The sequence below is a fragment of the Legionella sp. 39-23 genome, from assembly GCF_001897665.1.
Lineage (GTDB): Bacteria > Pseudomonadota > Gammaproteobacteria > Legionellales > Legionellaceae > Legionella > Legionella steelei.
In genome coordinates this window covers 119,146-136,449 of the sequence record NZ_MKTO01000037.1, presented here as the reverse complement: position 1 = coordinate 136,449, position 17,304 = coordinate 119,146, and the positions used below count along the sequence as shown (strand labels likewise).

The window sequence follows — 17,304 nt, the reverse complement described above, 5'->3', positions numbered from 1 at the left end:
AGGTAAAAAATTTTTTTCAGATGAGATATTCCTTGCCCTGACCTCTCTCCCCACAAGTGGAGGAGGGATCCTCTCTTAAGTAAAGCAAGCATCCCTTCTCCCGACAAGGGAGAAGGTGCCCGTAAGGACGGATGAGGGCTCACCAGATTGTCTACATCAAATTGTAAAACTCATGTATTAATAGCCCGATCGAAACAGCAACTACAGCAATCGGGGTCCATTTGCCGCCTGGAACGATAAAGGCAGAATGATGTTTTCTCCTGCCAAAATAACACATAAGAGCAGGTAAAAGTAGTAGTAATATGATACAAAAGATACCGGCATAACCCAAAGCATGGATGTAGGCGCCTGGATAATAAATGACTATAAGTAGTGGCGGGACAAAAGTAAGTAAAAACAATCCCAGACCATGGCCTCCTTGTTCGCGTAACTTTAAACCATCGGCAAGAAAACTGTATAAGCATAAAGAAACACCAAGAAATGCAGTGAGCATGCAAATGGAGGTGAAGAAGTTAAATAGGGCGCTGATGGTTGTATTTTGTACTTTATTCGAGAGCATGCTTGCCAGAGCACTTGTCGTATGCGGGTTATGCATTAAACTCTCAAGATTTTGACTGCCTTCAGAAGGCAGGGCGCCCATAATTACCGCATCCCAAGCTAAATAACAAAATAAAGGGATTAGCGAGCCAATAAGAATAACTTTTTTCAACTGCTTTACGTCATCATCAAAATAATCTCTTAGATTCGGTACAATGATGGCAAATCCAAAAGAGGTAATTAAAATCATAATCGCGCTACCGATATAGCGCATATCGCCGTGATACAAATGTTGTATTTCTATGTGTGGTGCGATAAGCAGTATTAACAAAAAATACACTGTTAATTTACCAAACATTAAGCCACGATTCACATAATCCACATAGCGGATGCCACCATAAACGACTAAGCCAAAAACAAAAGTGAACAACAAGCTGGCCTGCCAATCCGTCAAATGTAATCCTATTTTGAAAAGAAGACTATTTAAGACGTCAGCTCCTCCAGAAATATAGGCTGATAGTAGGGTATAAAGCAAAAAAAGATAGCTTATCCAGGCAGCAAGCAAACCATAATTACCTAAAGTAGCTTGTGCCATAGAAACCATATGCTTCCCTCTAGGTAAATAAAGATTTGCTTCAAGAATAAAAAATGCCCCTAAAGTCATAAATACCCAGCAAAGGAATAGAAAGATTGACGATTGCCAAAACCCTGTAGCCGCATTGGCAACAGGCAGGGCCAGCATACCCCCGCCTATAGATGTTCCAACGATTAAAAGAATTCCCCCGATAAATCTTGAGCGCATTAAATTGCCTTACTTGGTTGCATAAACTACAGGTGATGGTACTGGAGCTGGGCAGGTTGCACAAGTCTTAGTCCCATAACTATTGAACCATTGAATTTCAATGCGTCGATTAAATGCACTGCCATGAATCAATTTATTATCACCTACATCATTTTTATCGCCATAACCTTCGGCTTTAAGAAGCTGAGCTGGAATATTATTTGCCCATAAGAAGGTCATCATTGTTTCTGCCTGGGCTTGGGACATTAATTTTTTATGGTGGCGCGAACCGACATCATCGGTGAACCCGGCAACATAAACGGGGCTTAATGGGTAAAATTTTAACAATCTTATAATGTTTTCCAAACCCGGGTAGCAAATTTCATTAAGACGAGGACTTTCAAACATAAAATACTTATCAACGGGTACAACCAAGGTCATTGTATCCCCGTACTGTACATACTGGATATTTTCTTTATTTAGTTCTTTAATGATGCTGCGTCGACTGGCTTTGTTAAGCGCTACAATGGCACCCACAGTACCTCCGGCAACGGTACCTGCTAATGCACCAGCCACGTTACCGGTTACTGCTGCGCCTACTGCAGTACCGAAAACGGCTCCTGTAGTTACTCTTTTAGGCATAGGGTGTACCGGTTTAAAATTATTATAAGGTGGATGAAAGCAACTACTCAGTAAACTGGTGATTAAGCCACAACATAGAATCCGAGTTTTAATTAGTTTGAGTGACATATTCACTCCCTTGTCCAGTGATTTAATCATTATTAAACATCTGCTTAAATTTCGCAATTGTAACGTCTTAATACTTAGAGCATATGCAGTCAGAATCTTTGGATAGCGCTGCCTGGGTAAAGCAACGGAAATGATGATTTCCGTGTTTCAGGTTCGCTTTACCCAGGTGCTTTGAGAGTTAAAACAGGATTTATGAGAAACAACACGACTTATCTATCTCAGCATCCTCATCGATATTTATCGGATCTAAGGTTACTGTTTTTGGTAGTTTTGGCTTAAAGAAAGAAATCAAACTGACTTCATTGGTGTATTCAGCATCATGGCGGCTAAATGATCTGAACTCAGTAAAGCACGACAATGCTTTATATGCTGCTGCAAGCAGGCCTCCAACAATAGTTATACCTACGGCAACACCTAAAACAGGTTGGACAATCAGTACAGGTAGTGCAATGCCAAAGATTCCTGCATACAGGGAAAATGCGGTGGCCGCATAGAACATTAATTCGCATGCCTTGGCGAGATTATGAAATAAAATGCTAATTTTTCTCGATTCACAGGCACTTCCAGTTTCATCTATTAATTCTTTGGGTTTTATTACCCCATTTTTTACTTGTTTTAATCGCGCTATAAATAGTTCATAGCTGATTAAAATTTCTGTGATTCTTTTTTCAGAAACTGCTTTGGTATAAGACAGGTTATAGTAATCTTTTACTTGATCTATTTGCCATTGCAGTTTTCCGTCAACTTGCAGACCATCAAATATTTTTTGTAATTCTTTGTCACAGTTGCTTAAACGTGGTTCAAATTTACTATGATTAACAGGCATGATTCATCTCTTTATTATTATTGTCCGGACCATGGGTTATAACCATTTCAATTGAGAGGAATGGTCTAAATGTCTTATATCATAATTAAAGTGAGTTCGACATAACAAGTAATCTTATTTTTTTAGGTGCTATTTCCATTTCTATTTTCTTGGTCAAACTGCCCTGATTTTCTACGATTCAATGCCCATATACTATTTTTCGTCATACCTATACTGGAGATCCCTGTTGGCTTAGATGGCGAGGGGATTACTACTCGACTTGAAATCGGCATAAGTTTTGAAAGTCACAATGTTGGCAAATCGTTAAATGAGCCGGTTGAGGGGGGCAGTGGCCTTCTTGAAATTCTTGAGCTAAATCCGTTAGTTGCCTTTTCCAGAGCTCTCTATACTCTGTCCATGTCTCTTCTTTCTTTAAAGGAGTAATCCCACTGATATTTAGTTTCTCCTCACTAAACCCCATGGCATTTATTTTTCCAGTTTTTACTTGTAGGAGTAATAACGCATTAATCTGTTCATCTAGTAGTGCATAAAGTAATAACTGTGATTCTTTAGGTCGTTCTTCATTCCAAGGTTTGCTAGCAGGAAGACTACTCTTGTAATCAATAACCCATTTTTTATCTTCCACCTGATCCAGGCGATCGACACGTACTTGTACCTCAAGACCTGCTAAATTAATTGCATAAGATTGCTCTATGGCTGCAATTGCAAAAGGGGGACGTTGTTTTTCCCATTCAAGACAAGTTTGTACCAGTCGTTTTAGGCGTGTGTACTCCACTTCTTGAATTGAATCGGAGAGTAATTCACACAGTTGTTTTTTTAGAGGCTCTAAAGCCGTATGAATGGCCTCTTCAATATACTGTTCCAGAATATTGGGCGCTAAATGAAGAAGGTTATGCTGAGTTTCCAACTTTTGCCACAGCAGTTCCATAACCCTATGAATAATTTGTCCTCGCTTTTTATTGTCCAAACCATCGGTTGTTGGCAAGGAGGCTTTTGCGCGAAGTCTGTGTTCAGCGAATGCTTTAAAAGGGCATTTCGCTTGATTCGAAAGGATTGCTGTGCCTCCATGAATGTGCTCTTCGGTCAATAATGGAACATTAAAACATTCCTCCGCACTCATTAAATCAGGTTGATTTTTTAATGCGTCATTTGTTGGTAGTAATTCAAAATTAGGAAAATCAGTGATTAAGGCGCACGGCAAATTGGGTGTATCAGCCTGCAATTGTGCGTAGCTCAATACAACGGAATCGGCACTTCTTTGTAATCGTTGGAGAATCTGGCGTGCAAATTGTAGTTCACGAGCGGGTAAGCTATGAGGCATACATAATTCTCGTTGTAACTGTGGCGGGATAAAGGCAGATAAATGTACTTTTTGAGGCAAGCATTGATCAGTTAAGCCCATAACCCATAAACTGTCGAACTCACATCCTGACGCTTCCAGTAAACCACAAATCTGAATCGGTGCACTTGTTTTTTGTGCTTGAAAAATAGTGTTTCTTATCAGATGTTGTACCAGCTCAAGTACTTCCAATTTGGTGAAGCTCGAGTTAAATAACGCGAATTGTCTTAGCTCATCAAAAACCGTGATAAAACGATTAAGACACTGATAATTTTCTGAGTTGAGATTATAGTCTCCAGGAAATCCTAAAGTATTGAGACGTTTTTGAAATAAGCGTATCCATTCTTCTACCGTAGCTTCTTGAGGATAGGGAGTGAGATGATTCAATAGTGTAGCAAGTTTTGGGACGTGATCTTGCAGTTCCTTGATTAAATGTTTTAAGGGGATCGAATGATTTGTCAGTAACGTTCCTTCTTGCAAATACTCAGAACGTGCAATGAATTCTTCTTTAGAGCTGCCTATGTAAGGTGACTGCAGCAGCAAGTTGGCTTGATGTGGATTGAGATGGGTGTCATCTAAGTTAAGCCAGCATAAAGCATGGGCTACTAAAGGGAAATTACTTAGAGATTGGCCTAAGGAGATATTAAAAGAAGTTGTTTCAAAGTGCTGTGCTAAAGTTCTTTGTAATGCATGAGATTCTTGCTCTAAATTGGGAACAACGACTCCAATATGTTGATCCCCTTCTTTAATCTTTAAATGCAACCATGCTATGAGCTGTTGATATTCTTCTTTGTTATCTTCGGCGGCTAATAGTTCAGTTTTCGACAACTTGTCCTTTAAATCGTATTGATATTGAAGGAAACCCTTTTGTGCCAGGCATTGCTGTAAAAGCACTTGTTGGGGAGTGAAATCATCGAAACAAACCCAGACAACATTTTGAGAAAAGAAAGAACTATTGGCTTGGAGTAAATAGGGTATTAACGCATGTTCAGTAATAAAATTGTGGTGTTTTAATTGCTTATCAAACAATTGCCACCAGCGTTGAAATTGTCGCGTTTGTGCTGTGTGATTGAAGGCTGAATCATGCAGATTAATTTGCCACTGCTGACAGCGCTCCCAAGCACTAATTACTGCTTGAAGAAGTCCATCACTGTAGGTGATGTTGGATTCTTCTTGGATTATTTTACGCCATAAATACTGGCATTGAGCGTTGTTTAATAAGGTGGGGTGGGTATTATGTGGGCTAATAAAGTTGAGTTGTTCATAGGCTTTACTTAGCGCAACACGAAACGGCATACATGCGGGCTTATCTACGGTCTGCTTCTTACATTGAGCAAAATAATACTGCAGGATTGTTTCACTGAGTCGGTTATTGGGAGTGAGTACAGTGGCTTTTTGCGCTAAAAGAAGAAAAAGCTGCTCTTTATCAGTAAACGTATGTATTGGCATAAAAATCCAGATCAAAGTAGTTCATTGTAGTCTTGCGCCACTCCGGTCATCCCTCGTTGAACTGGGGACATGCTCGTTAATTCGTAGACAAAAATGGCAGATGTAGGCTGGGCTGTTAAGCCCAGCTTAGGGTTATTTAGCTTTTTTTGTCTACGAATTACCTAACACATACAAGGATGACGGGTTCCGTTGTTGAATAGTAAACGATTTTACTTAAGTTTTTTTGCGCTGCAAAGTACGCGTTTTGCTGACTGGTTTTTTGGATACGGATTTGGGTTTTGGTTTGATTCTATCAGCGGCACTTACATAGCGAGGTAAACTATGACTTTCTCGTCTGTCTGTTCGCAAGATATGATAAACAAAATGACCGCGTAAATAGACTGAAGCTAAACCTGAGGCAATGGCGAGTAAAACACCAAAAAGGATATAGCTGTAACCAAGGACAATGAGGTACACATGCACAAAATCATGTACATTGGTTATTGGTAATACTTGGTTATTTGATGTGTCCATAGAGAGTACCAGACCTAGATCAAAAAATGGCAAGGAAACCAATACCATAATAAAACCTAATAAAAAGGTTTTACGCTTGTAGGGTCTAGGGCAGTGAACAAGACGTTTCCCAAATATCGCTCCAGTTATTGAAGCGACAATCATTCCTAGAATAATCGCTTTAAAAAGAGGAACAAGTTCTTCGATGCCAATTGTTGTGAGAAAAGCATCGATAAGTATCGTTCCGACAACGGATAGCAATCCATAATAAACAGTCGCCAGTAAACGTGGATTGGAAAAGTTAAGTGCAGGATCTTGCTTATTCATTTGGCACTCCATAGCTCCACCTATATATGTATCATTTTAGTATAAATATTGTACAATTGAGGGTTTTATTCATTTTTTTATTTATTGTTTTACTTGTTTAGGTCAATTAGACTCGTCATGTGATAGAGGTGTATCAATAGGATAATTTGTATATACTAAAAAAAAATAATTATAGATTTTGCTTATGAAAAAATTCGGTCGTATGGTTTTAAAACTGTTTGGTTGGAAAGTTGTCGGAGAACTACCACAAGATAAAAAATATTTGGTTGTCGTGGCTCCTCATACAAGTAATTGGGATTTTGTTGTGGGTTTATTTGCTCGTTTTTCAGTAGGCGTTAAAATTAACTTTTTAGCAAAAAATCAATTGTTCTTTTTTCCTTTAGGTTTATTGTTAAGGGCATTAGGAGGGGCGCCAGTCGATCGTTCCAAAAAAAATAAGACTGTAGACCAGGTAGTAGAAATATTTCGTTCTCTTGATGAATTTAAATTGGCCATTACTCCAGAGGGGACGCGTGGCCCAGTCACACGCTGGAAAGAAGGGTTTTATCATATTGCCTGCCAAGCAGGTTTGCCTATAGTGATGGTTGCACCTGACTATGCAACTAAAGAACTGCGAATTCATGAGAAGTTCCAACCTACGGGAGATATTGATAGTGACTTTCCGAAAATTCTCGATTTCTTTAGAACTATAAGAGGTCGTTATCCAAAGGAAATTCCTGATTATCATTCTAAAAAATAGCTGGTTTGTGATGTAGCCTGAGTGTAGCTACGCTGCATCCAGGCTACAAAGCATTCACTAATTTTATAAATATTTTATCATTTTTAACATTTTAAATTGTTTCCCATCCGGGAGAGCAAAATATTCTGGTTGCTCAATTTGATACCCACAGGTTTGGTACAGTTTTACGCCAGGTAGCGTTGCCATCATTTCCATTTTTGTAAATCCATGGAATAAAGCTTGTTGTTCACAATATTCTAGAAGCATGGTTCCAAACCCTTGCCGAGCATGGTGTGGATGGACAAAAAAAGCTCTTATCTTGGCATAATCTGTTTGTGGATTTAAAAATCCCTCCTCACGTGTTTTGCATTGATCGCCACCAAACAGAGTTTTGCGTTTGCTCCATCCACCACAGGCAATAACAGTACCTTCTTTTTCGATGACGTAGTAAGTTTGATCCATGACCAGTTCTTTATCCACCCCAAAAATGGAGTGGATTGCGCCTTCGATTTCTTGTTTTGAATAGTCCTCTTGGCTTAATCCACGTGCCGAATGCTCAATGAGCTGGTTTAAGAGATTAATTTCATCAATCTGAGCTGTTCTGATCACGATAGGTTCCTTTTAGGTCTTTTAATGAGGTGACGAATGTATCATGAAATAAAAATTAATAAATTTTTAATTTAATGATGTTTTATTTCATTTTATAATGGTTAATTTTGAAATTTGGGTAATATATGAAAAAATATGGAGAAAAACGTTCACTGGAACAGACTACTGAACCAGTATATTTAGATAAAATTGATAGAAAAATTTTAAATTTGTTACAAAAAGACAATCAAATTACTAACTTGGCTCTTGCTGAAAAAGTAGGGATTTCTGCTCCTCCTTGTTTTCGTCGCGTAAAACGGTTACGTGATGAAGGCATTATTGTGAACGATGTTTCTTTAGTCGATCCTTTTAAAGCGGGACGAGGGCTCATTGTTTTTGCAAATATTACTTTGGAAAAGCAACGAGAAGATTTGCTCGCGCATTTTGAACGTAAAATGGCGGAGCAAGAGGAAGTGAAGCAATGCTATTTTGTTTCCGGCGAAACCGATTATTTACTTATAATTCATGTTGCGGATATGAATCATTACAATGAATTTGCACGTAGAGTATTTGCAAATGAAGCAAATATTAAAGTTTTTCGCAGTAGTTTTTGTCTTAATCGTACTAAGTACAATACAAATATTCATTTTGCAGAGGATTAAGAAATAGAGCGTAAAACATGTAGCCTAGGTAGCGTAGCGGAGCCCTGAATTTTATGGTAGAAAACCCGGGTTTCGCTGTGCGCTGCACCCAGGCTATTTATGATGTTACAATCTATCTTTTCAAAATGGTTTTGCCTGCATAAGGTAATGTGGCCATTTCATTGATGCGCAATAGCTGATTGTATTTGGCGACGCGATCGGTACGGCATAACGAGCCGGTTTTAATTTGACCGCAGCCTGTAGCAACAGCAAGATCGGCGATAAAGGTATCTTCTGTTTCACCGGAGCGATGTGACATGACACAACGATAGCCATTTTGATGGGCCAATTGAATTGTTTGTCGGGTTTCACTTAAAGTACCAATTTGATTGACCTTAATAAGTATGGCATTAGCTACTTTTTGCGTAATGCCTTCTTGCAGAATTTTTGGATTAGTAACGAACACATCATCGCCGACTAATTGAATTCTTCCACCCAATCGGGTGGTCAATTGTTTCCAGCCATCCCAATCTTTTTCATCCAGGCCATCTTCAATGCTTATAATAGGGTAATTATTGACAAGATTATCATAATATTCAATGAGCTGTGTTGCGGTGAACTTTTGATTTTCGGACGCCATATGATACATACCTTGCTCATATAATTCGGAAGCGGCAACATCCAGAGCAAGCACTATCTCATCACCTAACTTATATCCAACTTTTTCGATTGCCTCACATAACAGATCCAGAGCTTGACGGTTCGATTTAATATTGGGTGCAAAACCACCTTCATCTCCCACTGCTGTATTTAATCCCTGTTTTTTTAAAACGGATTTTAATCCATGAAAAATCTCAGCTCCCATTTGTAATGCGCTTGGAAAATCAACAGCACCTACAGGCATAATCATGAACTCTTGAATATCAACATTGTTATCCGCATGAGCACCGCCATTTAGGATATTCATCATAGGTACCGGCATGCTCATTTCTTCGCCTTGATTTAATGCAGCATACAGAGGCAACTGATGTTCATTTGCGCGCGCTCTAGCTGCAGCAAGTGATACAGCAAGAATGGCATTGGCTCCAAGATGTGATTTATTTTCTGTGCCATCTAATTGGCATAATTTATGATCTAAAGTGTCTTGATCTTCAACAGAAAAAAGGTGCAGTGCTTGGTTAATTTCATGATTAACATGAGCAACTGCTTGTTGCACGCCTTTGCCAGTATAGCGTTTTGCATCATTATCGCGTAATTCACACGCTTCACGGCTTCCAGTTGATGCCCCGGAAGGAACACTTGCTCTTCCTAGGGTCCCATTTTTTAAAATAACGTCTGCTTCAACAGTAGGATTACCGCGAGAGTCTAAAATTTCACGGGCTTGAATTTTTGTAATTTGCATGTTGAGTCCTGGTTACGAGTAAAACTGTTTCATCTAAACAAGCGATAGACTTCTACCACTCAAAGGTTCATTAGGCTCTAGTATTGTTTTGATATGCACCTGTTTTGTCAAGGCATACATTTTTTTCCTTCGGTGACTTGTTCAAGATATTCATATTCTTTCGCTGTCACTAGTGATTGTGAGCATCCAAAAAGATAACTTATCAAGCGTTTAAATTGCGCCAATAAGGATTCATTTTTATTTTCTACGTTCTTGGCATGCAACGTATTGTGCATTTTAGCTAAGATTTCACTTGGAGGAAGTTTACCACGTTGCGCTAGGTGATCTTTTAATTCATAAACACCTCGTGGTACAGACACTTTTTTATCACCCTGGATTACTTTATGACGTGAACCAAAATATCCTAATGCCCATGGATGAGAATTGCTTTTCAGCGCTTGTGCTATTTTTGTATCAAGATAACTATTAATTTTTACCAACAAATGATTGATTGCCGCATTTTCTTTTTCGGCAATAAATTGTTTATCTGCCTCAGCCTGGGTGTGTTGTTGTAAGGCAATAAAAATAGTGGGGGTTGCTGAGGTATATTCACGTGCCGCCAAAATGGAAGCGAGAGATTGAACCATCCCACTATCTTGATGGCTAATATGCTCGATTTGCTCATCGCTAATTTTTGCAATCAGTTCAGGTGTTTGAATAATGAGTAGTGCAGAAGGTTTATTTTTTACAGCTTCCTGAAATAATTCACTTGGATTTAAAGAGAATAAAAATTTTAAAGATTTTGTTTTGGCGAGCTGTGCCGTTAATCCTTCTTTGTATTTGTTTTGTCTTTCTATTTCTCTCGTAATTCGAGATTTAAGTTCTTCTCCATCCTCTCCATAAAACGCTACCTCGCTAATTCTCTTTTCATTCTGTGCAATTTGCTCCTGGACTGTTGCAATCATCCTTTCATGGGTAACAATAATGCCACTGTAGTTATTTTGTAATCCTTCAATTGCTCTTTGAAAGTTTGCTCTAGAAAAGCCACAATCTAGAACGAATCGCGAATGTTGTTGTTTTAATCCCTCTAGACTTAATCTTCGTGCATCGGTTGAATTAGAATATGGAGTGACACTTTTTAAGTACATTTTGATTTCTCAATTCATCATCATGATGAAGCATCATATCAAAACGTTCTTTATATATACAAATAATTCATTAGGCGATACTTGAGTGTATTTATGGAGGAATTGCTCCGGGCTACAATGGTGTGTAGGCTGGGTTGTTAAGCCCAGCATTTGCGGAGTTAATTCCTTACTTTCCAAAATTTCCATCATGCGACCCCTAACGCAAGCCCCACTAAACAAGTGCTAATCCATTGCTCTGAAATAAAGAAATACATGCTGGGCTTAGCTACAATAGAGGAAATAATTAGAAACTCACCGCACCAAGTTTCATTAAAGCTTGAGCTAGAGGAAGCAAAGGTAAGCCCAAAATGGTATCCTCATTTCCCTGAACCTCTTTAAATAACCATTTACCTTGGTTTTCATATTGGTAACTACCACAGCTATGATAAGGTTTTTCACTGTGCAAATAAGCGTCTATTGTTGTTTCATTTAAATGATGTAGCGTTAAGCGGGCTGTTTCATGATGCTGCCAAAGCATTTGATTATTTTTTGCAATGCAAAGGCAAGCAATTTGCACATGCTCTTTGCCACTTAATAGGCGTAATTGTTCTATTGCTGCAGGATGGTTTAAAGGCTTATTCAGTATGATTTGACCAAACAAGCACAGTTGATCGGCGGCAACAATAAAATGGTCTGGATGGTGCTGGCTTACTTCTAAAGCTTTATTTGCGGCAAGTGCATAGCCTAACTCCAATGCGCTCCCCGTCTTGAAGGATGCCTTAATTGCTTCTTCATCACAATGAGAAGGAACCACGGAAAACTCAATACCCAGAGATTGCAGCAATTTGCATCTTATTGCGGAGCTCGAAGCAAGAATGATAGGTTTTTGCTGTAAAAACTTAGACATATGCCGCGACCAGAGCCATAAGTGAAAAACCTATAATTACAAAGCTAAAATCTTTAAGATTGCAACAACGCTCGACCATAACACAGCGTTCTAAACCGTGAAGCGTTCCCAGATAAAGAAATGTGCCTGCGGAGGCGGCAATTAAAATGGGATCAAATAAAGATTTGGTTTCTACGCCATGACCAAAATACCAACCCAAGTAGATCCCTAGGGGTGTCATTAAACTGAATAAAATAAAAAAGCACAGGCTGGTGTTCATACTCATAGAGCTTTTATTTAATTGCACCGCTATTGCGAAACTTTCTGCCCATTTATGAGTGATAATGGCAAGAAAAATCATAATAATCATGGAGTTGTAGTGAGCTAATCCTAAGGCGGCACCCAACATTATAGAATGAATGGAGAGCATTCCCCAGGCTAAAATGGCAAAAGCAGGATGCTTCCTGTTATGGTGATAAAGTTCTTTTCCTAAATGTTCAAACCAGAGAAAGACCAGAAATACGGCACCAGTAATAATAAAGGCAAAAGGGTAGTTATACCCCATTTTTTTAAATAAAGAATTCGCGTCCGGAAGCATGTGCAATAGGCCTGCTCCCAAAAAAACGCCAGTAGCTAGGGTTTCACCGATAGGAAGATCAATATGTTGGTCATCTTTAATGCGTTTTCTAAAGGGATACCACCCGGCGAGTAAGATGACAATAAAAATAGAAAGCGCAAAAAGTATTTTTAAACTGGTAGCAGATACCATTGTTTATCCTGTTATTTATTCTAGAATTCTATAGCTAAACTGTAGCCTCGGTGAAGTAGCAGAGCTCGGGGATTTTCTTGACTTGAATTAAAAACTTCTTAAACCCGAGTTTCGCTGCGCTTCTTCCGGGCTACAATTGTGCACTCAAACTACAACCCAGACTTAACCCAAACCACATAGTTTAGTTGTGATACATGGTCTCATGCAAGCTAAATAAGCGAACTTCTACAATATCAGACTGTAGTTTTAATGCCAGAATGACTCGAGCATGCAACTCCTGCCATTGAGTAAATGTTTCATCACAGACTATATCAATGCCTATAGTTCCATCCAGATAATGTAAATTCCAAAATAAAATGTGTGGGAAATCAATATGGACTTCATTTGACAGGAGTTCTTGTAAGACATTGCGACTGGGTAAATGTAAAGAGGGGCAAGAAGTCTCATCATCCTCTGGGTCGACATGTACAATCACATCCTTGACGCTTTCTATTTGATCGATGAGTGCATGGTGTACGTGTTGCGCAATATAATGCCCCTCAGATACCGATATCGTAGGTGAAACTAGAATATGTACATCAATTAATACATCTTCTCCCATAGAACGACTGCGTAATTGATGAATTCTTTCAACCCCATCCACATTTTGAATGACTTCTTCAATTCGTGTTAATAATTCTGGGCTGACGGCAGTGTCTACTAATTCTTTGACGCTATTCCAGGCATAGTCCAGCCCCATTTTAACTATCATTAAACCCACGATAATTGCTGCGGCCGCATCAAGATAACTATAACCGGCGATGCTGCCAATTAAACCTACTAATACAACAAGCGAAGAGGCTGCATCTGAACGATGATGCCAGGCGTTGGCAGTAATCAATTTAGAATTGATGCGTTTGCCAATATGTAGTGTGTAGTGAAATAACGCTTCATTACTCAAGATGGAAATACAAATTATTGGTAGGGTTAACCAATTTGGCATGACGTAATTAGAGTGGAGCAGGTCATATATTGAATCCCAGGCGATACCGATACCTGCAAAAATAAGTAAAAGAGATAACAATAAAGTTGCAGCGGTTTCGATACGTTGATGTCCATAAGGATGACTGGCATCCGCATCCAGGCTGCCGTATTTAGAAGCAAATAAAACCATCGCGTCTGTGAGGAGATCCGATAGGGAGTGAACTCCATCTGCAACAAGAGCATGAGAGTGAAAAAAGTACCCCCCGATAAGTTTTATGATACCCAATAGTGCATTTGACATAGCCCCCAAAAGGGTTACTTTTTTTGCTTGCCAGTATCTGTCGTGTTGGGTCATGTTTTTTTAATTAATGTAATCTAAGTAAGAAAAAAATAAGAACTTGGTTTTTACTTAGAGAATCCCAAGCTCAGTCTATCAATGGTCTATTTAAACATGGTTAAGAGTTATTTTATATTAAAACTTACATTAAATTGAATGTTCTGAAATATCTAGAGTGTGTTAAGGCTGGTGCGGAGTCCACAAGATATTACGCATCTTGTACACAGGATTATCCACAGATTTTGTGGATAAATGATTTTTAGGCAATAAAAGCTTAAGACAAAATAGGTCTTTTAAAATAAGAGTTCTTAAGGACTATAAATGGGTTCGAGTTTTAATTAATCAGTATAATGAAAAGAGTTATTCACAGGATGTAGATTAAAGGTATATGGAACTTTCCTGACTATGGTACCAAAGAAAAAAATTAAAAACAGTCTTGACTTGGTTTTTTTTAAAAAAATTTAACGTTTAATAAAAGTACTCAAGATTTTTATACTGCTCAAAAAAATTACTGATTTAAAGAAGGATTAAAAATTAAGTGCTCGTTTAAACCAAAGTTTCAGAAGCACTTTGGATGGTTCTGAAGCAGAGGCAAAATAGGCTGATTTTACAAGGTGTTTTACATCATGTTCACAGGCTTATCCACAGATTTTGTGGATAAATGATTTTGAGGCCATAAAAGAGCAAATCAGCGATACTCCTTTTGTAATAAGGCTTTTCAAGTACTATAGTGAGATTTGAGTATTTATTAATCGATATGATTAGAGAAGTTATCCACAGGATGTATTTTTAGATGAATAAGGAATTTACCCAGCTATCTTAACAAAGAAAAAAATAAAAAACAGTCTTGACTTGAGTATTTGTTAAAAAAAAATTTGCTGTTAATCATCTCATTTTTATTGAGGTTAAATTTTATCCAATCAACGGAAATATAAAATTTAAAAAAATCGCTCAAGCCAAATATTGGAGACACTGTGGAAGGTTCTGAAGCATGTTTAAATTAGGCTGATTTTATAAGGTGTTGTACATCATGTTCACAGAGTTATCCACAGATTTTGTGGATAAATAATTTTTTGACAATAGAATACTGAATTGTTGCTAAGCCTGTTACAGTAAGGTTTTTTTGAGATATTACATAAATATTTGACTGGAGGTGTCAATTGGTTTAAGAGGAGGTTATCCACAATGGATGTTTATAGAATTAGAAAATTACCCGACCATATTAACAAAGAAAAAAATAAAAAACAGTCTTGACTCGCGTATTTTTAAAAATATTTTTATCCTTGCAAAAATTGCTCAAAATTGCCTAACCAGCGTTGGGTCAAATCGTAGGCCATTTCAGGTGCATCCTCTATCAGTTGTTTTGCAACAGAAGGCAATAGAGGGAGAAGGTCACGATCACGTTGAATATCTGCAATTTTAAACTGTCGATAACCTGTTTGCCGGCTCCCCAATACTTCTCCGGCGCCTCTTAACTCCATGTCCTTTTCTGCAATAACAAATCCATCATTGGTTGCACGCATAATTTTTAATCGTTCTGCTCCTTGTTGTGAGAGTGGGGACTGATAAAGCAAAAGACAATGAGATTGCGCACTGCCTCTGCCGACACGACCGCGTAATTGATGGAGTTGAGACAAGCCCAAACGTTCAGCATTTTCAATAATCATTAGACTGGCGTTGGGGACATCTACACCAACTTCTATAACAGTCGTGGCAACCAGTAAATTAATTTCGCCACATTTAAATGCGGCCATCGTTGCTTCTTTTTCTACGGGTTTCATTCGTCCATGAATCAGACCAACGCGCGCATCAGGAAGTTGCTCTTGCAATACGCGTGCTGTTTCAGTGGCTGCCATGCATTGCAATTTCTCTGATTCTTCAATCAGTGTACACACCCAATAAATTTGTCGTCCACTCGTTATAGCAACTTCCAAGCGCTCAATGACTGCTTCTCGTTTATTTTGGTTTAATACCGCTGTAGCGATGGGTATGCGTCCAGGAGGTAACTCATCGATAATCGAGACATCCAAATGGGCTAAGTGAGTCATGGATAATGTTCTTGGGATAGGAGTAGCTGTCATTAATAATTGATGAGGAATAAGTTGTTCTTGCTGTCCTTTTTGTTGTAGCAGCAATCTTTGTTCTACACCGAATCGATGTTGTTCATCGATAATGACTAAACCTAGACGAGCAAAAGTAACGCTGTCCTGAAATAAGGCATGAGTACCAATAATCAACTGGCAACTATGGTCTGCAAGTGCAGCAAATGCCATACGCCGTTCACTAAGCTTCATTTTTCCACTCAATCTTAATATGTTAATGCCCAGTGGTTCTAGCCAATTGGTTAGATTGTTGGTGTGTTGTTCGCTCAGCAAATCTGTTGGTGCCATAAAGGCAACTTGTTGTCCATTTGCAATCGCTTGTAAGGCGGCAAGTGCTGCAATGATGGTTTTTCCAGCCCCCACATCTCCTTGCACTAAGCGCAACATCGGTTTTGTTTGCATTAAATCTTGGCTGATTTCTTGTGTTACCCTTTGTTGTGCGTTGGTGAGCTTAAATGGAAGCGAATCTAAAAAACGTTGCTCTAAATCGTGATCAGTAGGTAATGCGATCGCATGGAGTGCATTTCGTGATTTCCTTGCAAATTGCATGCTGAGGCGCTGTGCTAACAATTCATCAAAAACTAATCGTTTGAGAGCAGGATGTTGACCTTGTTCAAGAGATTGTATGGAAATATCCGGGGGTGGATTGTGCAATAATTGAATTGCCTTATCCAGAGCGATAAAATTGTATGTCCGCAATTGTTCTGCACTCATCCATTCTAATTGTTGAAGCTCTTGCTCACAACTTTGTAATGCAACGTTCACCAATTGTCTTAATCGTGTTTGCGTTAAACCTTGGGTACTTGGGTAAATGGGGGTAAGTGTTTCATTAACCTGGCATTCCTCTTCATGATCTAGTAATTGATACTCCGGGTGAGTCATAGTTAGAGTATTATTAAATGCACGCACTTCACCAAAAGCATGAATCATGGTGCTGTTCTTTAGGTTAGTGATTTGATTTTTATTAAAATGAAAAAACTGAAGTTTTATTATTCCTGTTTTATCTTCAACATAACAATGCAACATCGCCCGTTTACCGGGTTTAATTTCTGTTTTACACACGCGCCCTGCAATAACGCACCAATCATTGGCGCGCAAATCTTGAATCGGCGTTACTCGGGTTCTGTCTTGGTAACGATACGGTAAATGAAAAAGCAAATCACGCACACAATGGATGCCGCATTTAGCAAGTTTTTCTGCAAGTGTTGGTCCGATTCCGGTTAGCGATTCACATGGGTTAAATAACATGCGATGACTGATATTGAATGAATTGGTATTTAAGTGTAACTCA

14 protein-coding genes are annotated in these 17,304 nt (G+C 38.6%); 2 read left to right on the top strand and 12 right to left on the bottom strand.

All coding sequences use genetic code 11. The annotated features are described in order from the left end of the window. Positions 1 to 151: 151 nt before the first annotated feature. From BGO44_RS13335 to BGO44_RS13315, 5 genes are all read right to left on the bottom strand, one after another. A complete protein-coding gene (locus BGO44_RS13335; RefSeq protein WP_058509393.1) occupies positions 152 to 1,339 on the bottom strand; it encodes an amino acid permease in 1,188 nt (395 codons plus the stop codon). Positions 1,340 to 1,348: 9 nt separating this feature from the next. Beyond that, positions 1,349 to 2,068, bottom strand: a complete 720-nt coding sequence (gene cmpA, locus BGO44_RS13330) for a C-OmpA-like family protein CmpA (protein WP_273197333.1) — start codon at positions 2,066 to 2,068, stop codon at positions 1,349 to 1,351. A 190-nt stretch (positions 2,069 to 2,258) separates the two neighbouring features. Then, the gene (locus tag BGO44_RS13325) at positions 2,259 to 2,894 is read right to left on the bottom strand and encodes a DUF5638 domain-containing protein (RefSeq protein ID WP_273197332.1); all 636 of its coding nucleotides are present in this window, start codon (positions 2,892 to 2,894) and stop codon (positions 2,259 to 2,261) included. Between the two features lie 250 nt (positions 2,895 to 3,144). Continuing rightward, on the bottom strand, positions 3,145 to 5,682 hold the full coding sequence (locus tag BGO44_RS13320; protein WP_273197329.1) for a PD-(D/E)XK nuclease family protein: 2,538 nt from the start codon (positions 5,680 to 5,682) through the stop codon (positions 3,145 to 3,147). Positions 5,683 to 5,895: 213 nt separating this feature from the next. Next, entirely contained in the window at positions 5,896 to 6,501 is a 606-nt protein-coding gene (locus tag BGO44_RS13315) for a hypothetical protein (protein ID WP_058509397.1), read from the bottom strand. 184 nt (positions 6,502 to 6,685) lie between these two features. On the opposite strand from BGO44_RS13315, the gene BGO44_RS13310 reads away from it, so the two are divergent. Continuing rightward, positions 6,686 to 7,240 (top strand): 1-acyl-sn-glycerol-3-phosphate acyltransferase, encoded by a 555-nt coding sequence (locus BGO44_RS13310; RefSeq protein ID WP_058509398.1) that lies wholly within the window; start codon positions 6,686 to 6,688, stop codon positions 7,238 to 7,240. A gap of 63 nt (positions 7,241 to 7,303) precedes the next feature. On the opposite strand, the gene BGO44_RS13305 is transcribed toward BGO44_RS13310, so the two are convergent. Further along, complete coding sequence (locus BGO44_RS13305) at positions 7,304 to 7,828, bottom strand: GNAT family N-acetyltransferase (RefSeq protein WP_058509399.1); 525 nt, start codon at positions 7,826 to 7,828, stop codon at positions 7,304 to 7,306. A 125-nt stretch (positions 7,829 to 7,953) separates the two neighbouring features. On the opposite strand from BGO44_RS13305, the gene BGO44_RS13300 reads away from it, so the two are divergent. Next, the gene (locus BGO44_RS13300; RefSeq protein WP_058509400.1) at positions 7,954 to 8,469 is read left to right on the top strand and encodes an Lrp/AsnC family transcriptional regulator; all 516 of its coding nucleotides are present in this window, start codon (positions 7,954 to 7,956) and stop codon (positions 8,467 to 8,469) included. Between the two features lie 112 nt (positions 8,470 to 8,581). Here the strand turns inward: BGO44_RS13300 and eno are convergent, their stop codons facing one another. From eno to recG, 6 genes are all read right to left on the bottom strand, one after another. Further along, positions 8,582 to 9,850, bottom strand: coding sequence for a phosphopyruvate hydratase (gene eno / locus BGO44_RS13295; protein ID WP_273197324.1), 1,269 nt, complete (start codon positions 9,848 to 9,850; stop codon positions 8,582 to 8,584). Positions 9,851 to 9,957: 107 nt separating this feature from the next. After that, positions 9,958 to 10,977, bottom strand: coding sequence for a hypothetical protein (locus BGO44_RS13290; protein WP_058509402.1), 1,020 nt, complete (start codon positions 10,975 to 10,977; stop codon positions 9,958 to 9,960). Between the two features lie 283 nt (positions 10,978 to 11,260). After that, positions 11,261 to 11,863, bottom strand: coding sequence for a Maf family protein (locus tag BGO44_RS13285; RefSeq protein WP_273197320.1), 603 nt, complete (start codon positions 11,861 to 11,863; stop codon positions 11,261 to 11,263). Further along, positions 11,856 to 12,611, bottom strand: coding sequence for a ZIP family metal transporter (locus tag BGO44_RS13280; RefSeq protein ID WP_058509404.1), 756 nt, complete (start codon positions 12,609 to 12,611; stop codon positions 11,856 to 11,858). The genes BGO44_RS13285 and BGO44_RS13280 overlap by 8 nt, the downstream gene beginning before the upstream one ends. Before the next feature lie 181 nt (positions 12,612 to 12,792). Next, on the bottom strand, positions 12,793 to 13,929 hold the full coding sequence (locus BGO44_RS13275) for a cation diffusion facilitator family transporter (protein WP_058509405.1): 1,137 nt from the start codon (positions 13,927 to 13,929) through the stop codon (positions 12,793 to 12,795). A 1,259-nt stretch (positions 13,930 to 15,188) separates the two neighbouring features. Further along, positions 15,189 to 17,261 (bottom strand): ATP-dependent DNA helicase RecG, encoded by a 2,073-nt coding sequence (gene recG, locus BGO44_RS13270; protein WP_058509512.1) that lies wholly within the window; start codon positions 17,259 to 17,261, stop codon positions 15,189 to 15,191. Between the last annotated feature and the right edge of the window lie 43 nt (positions 17,262 to 17,304).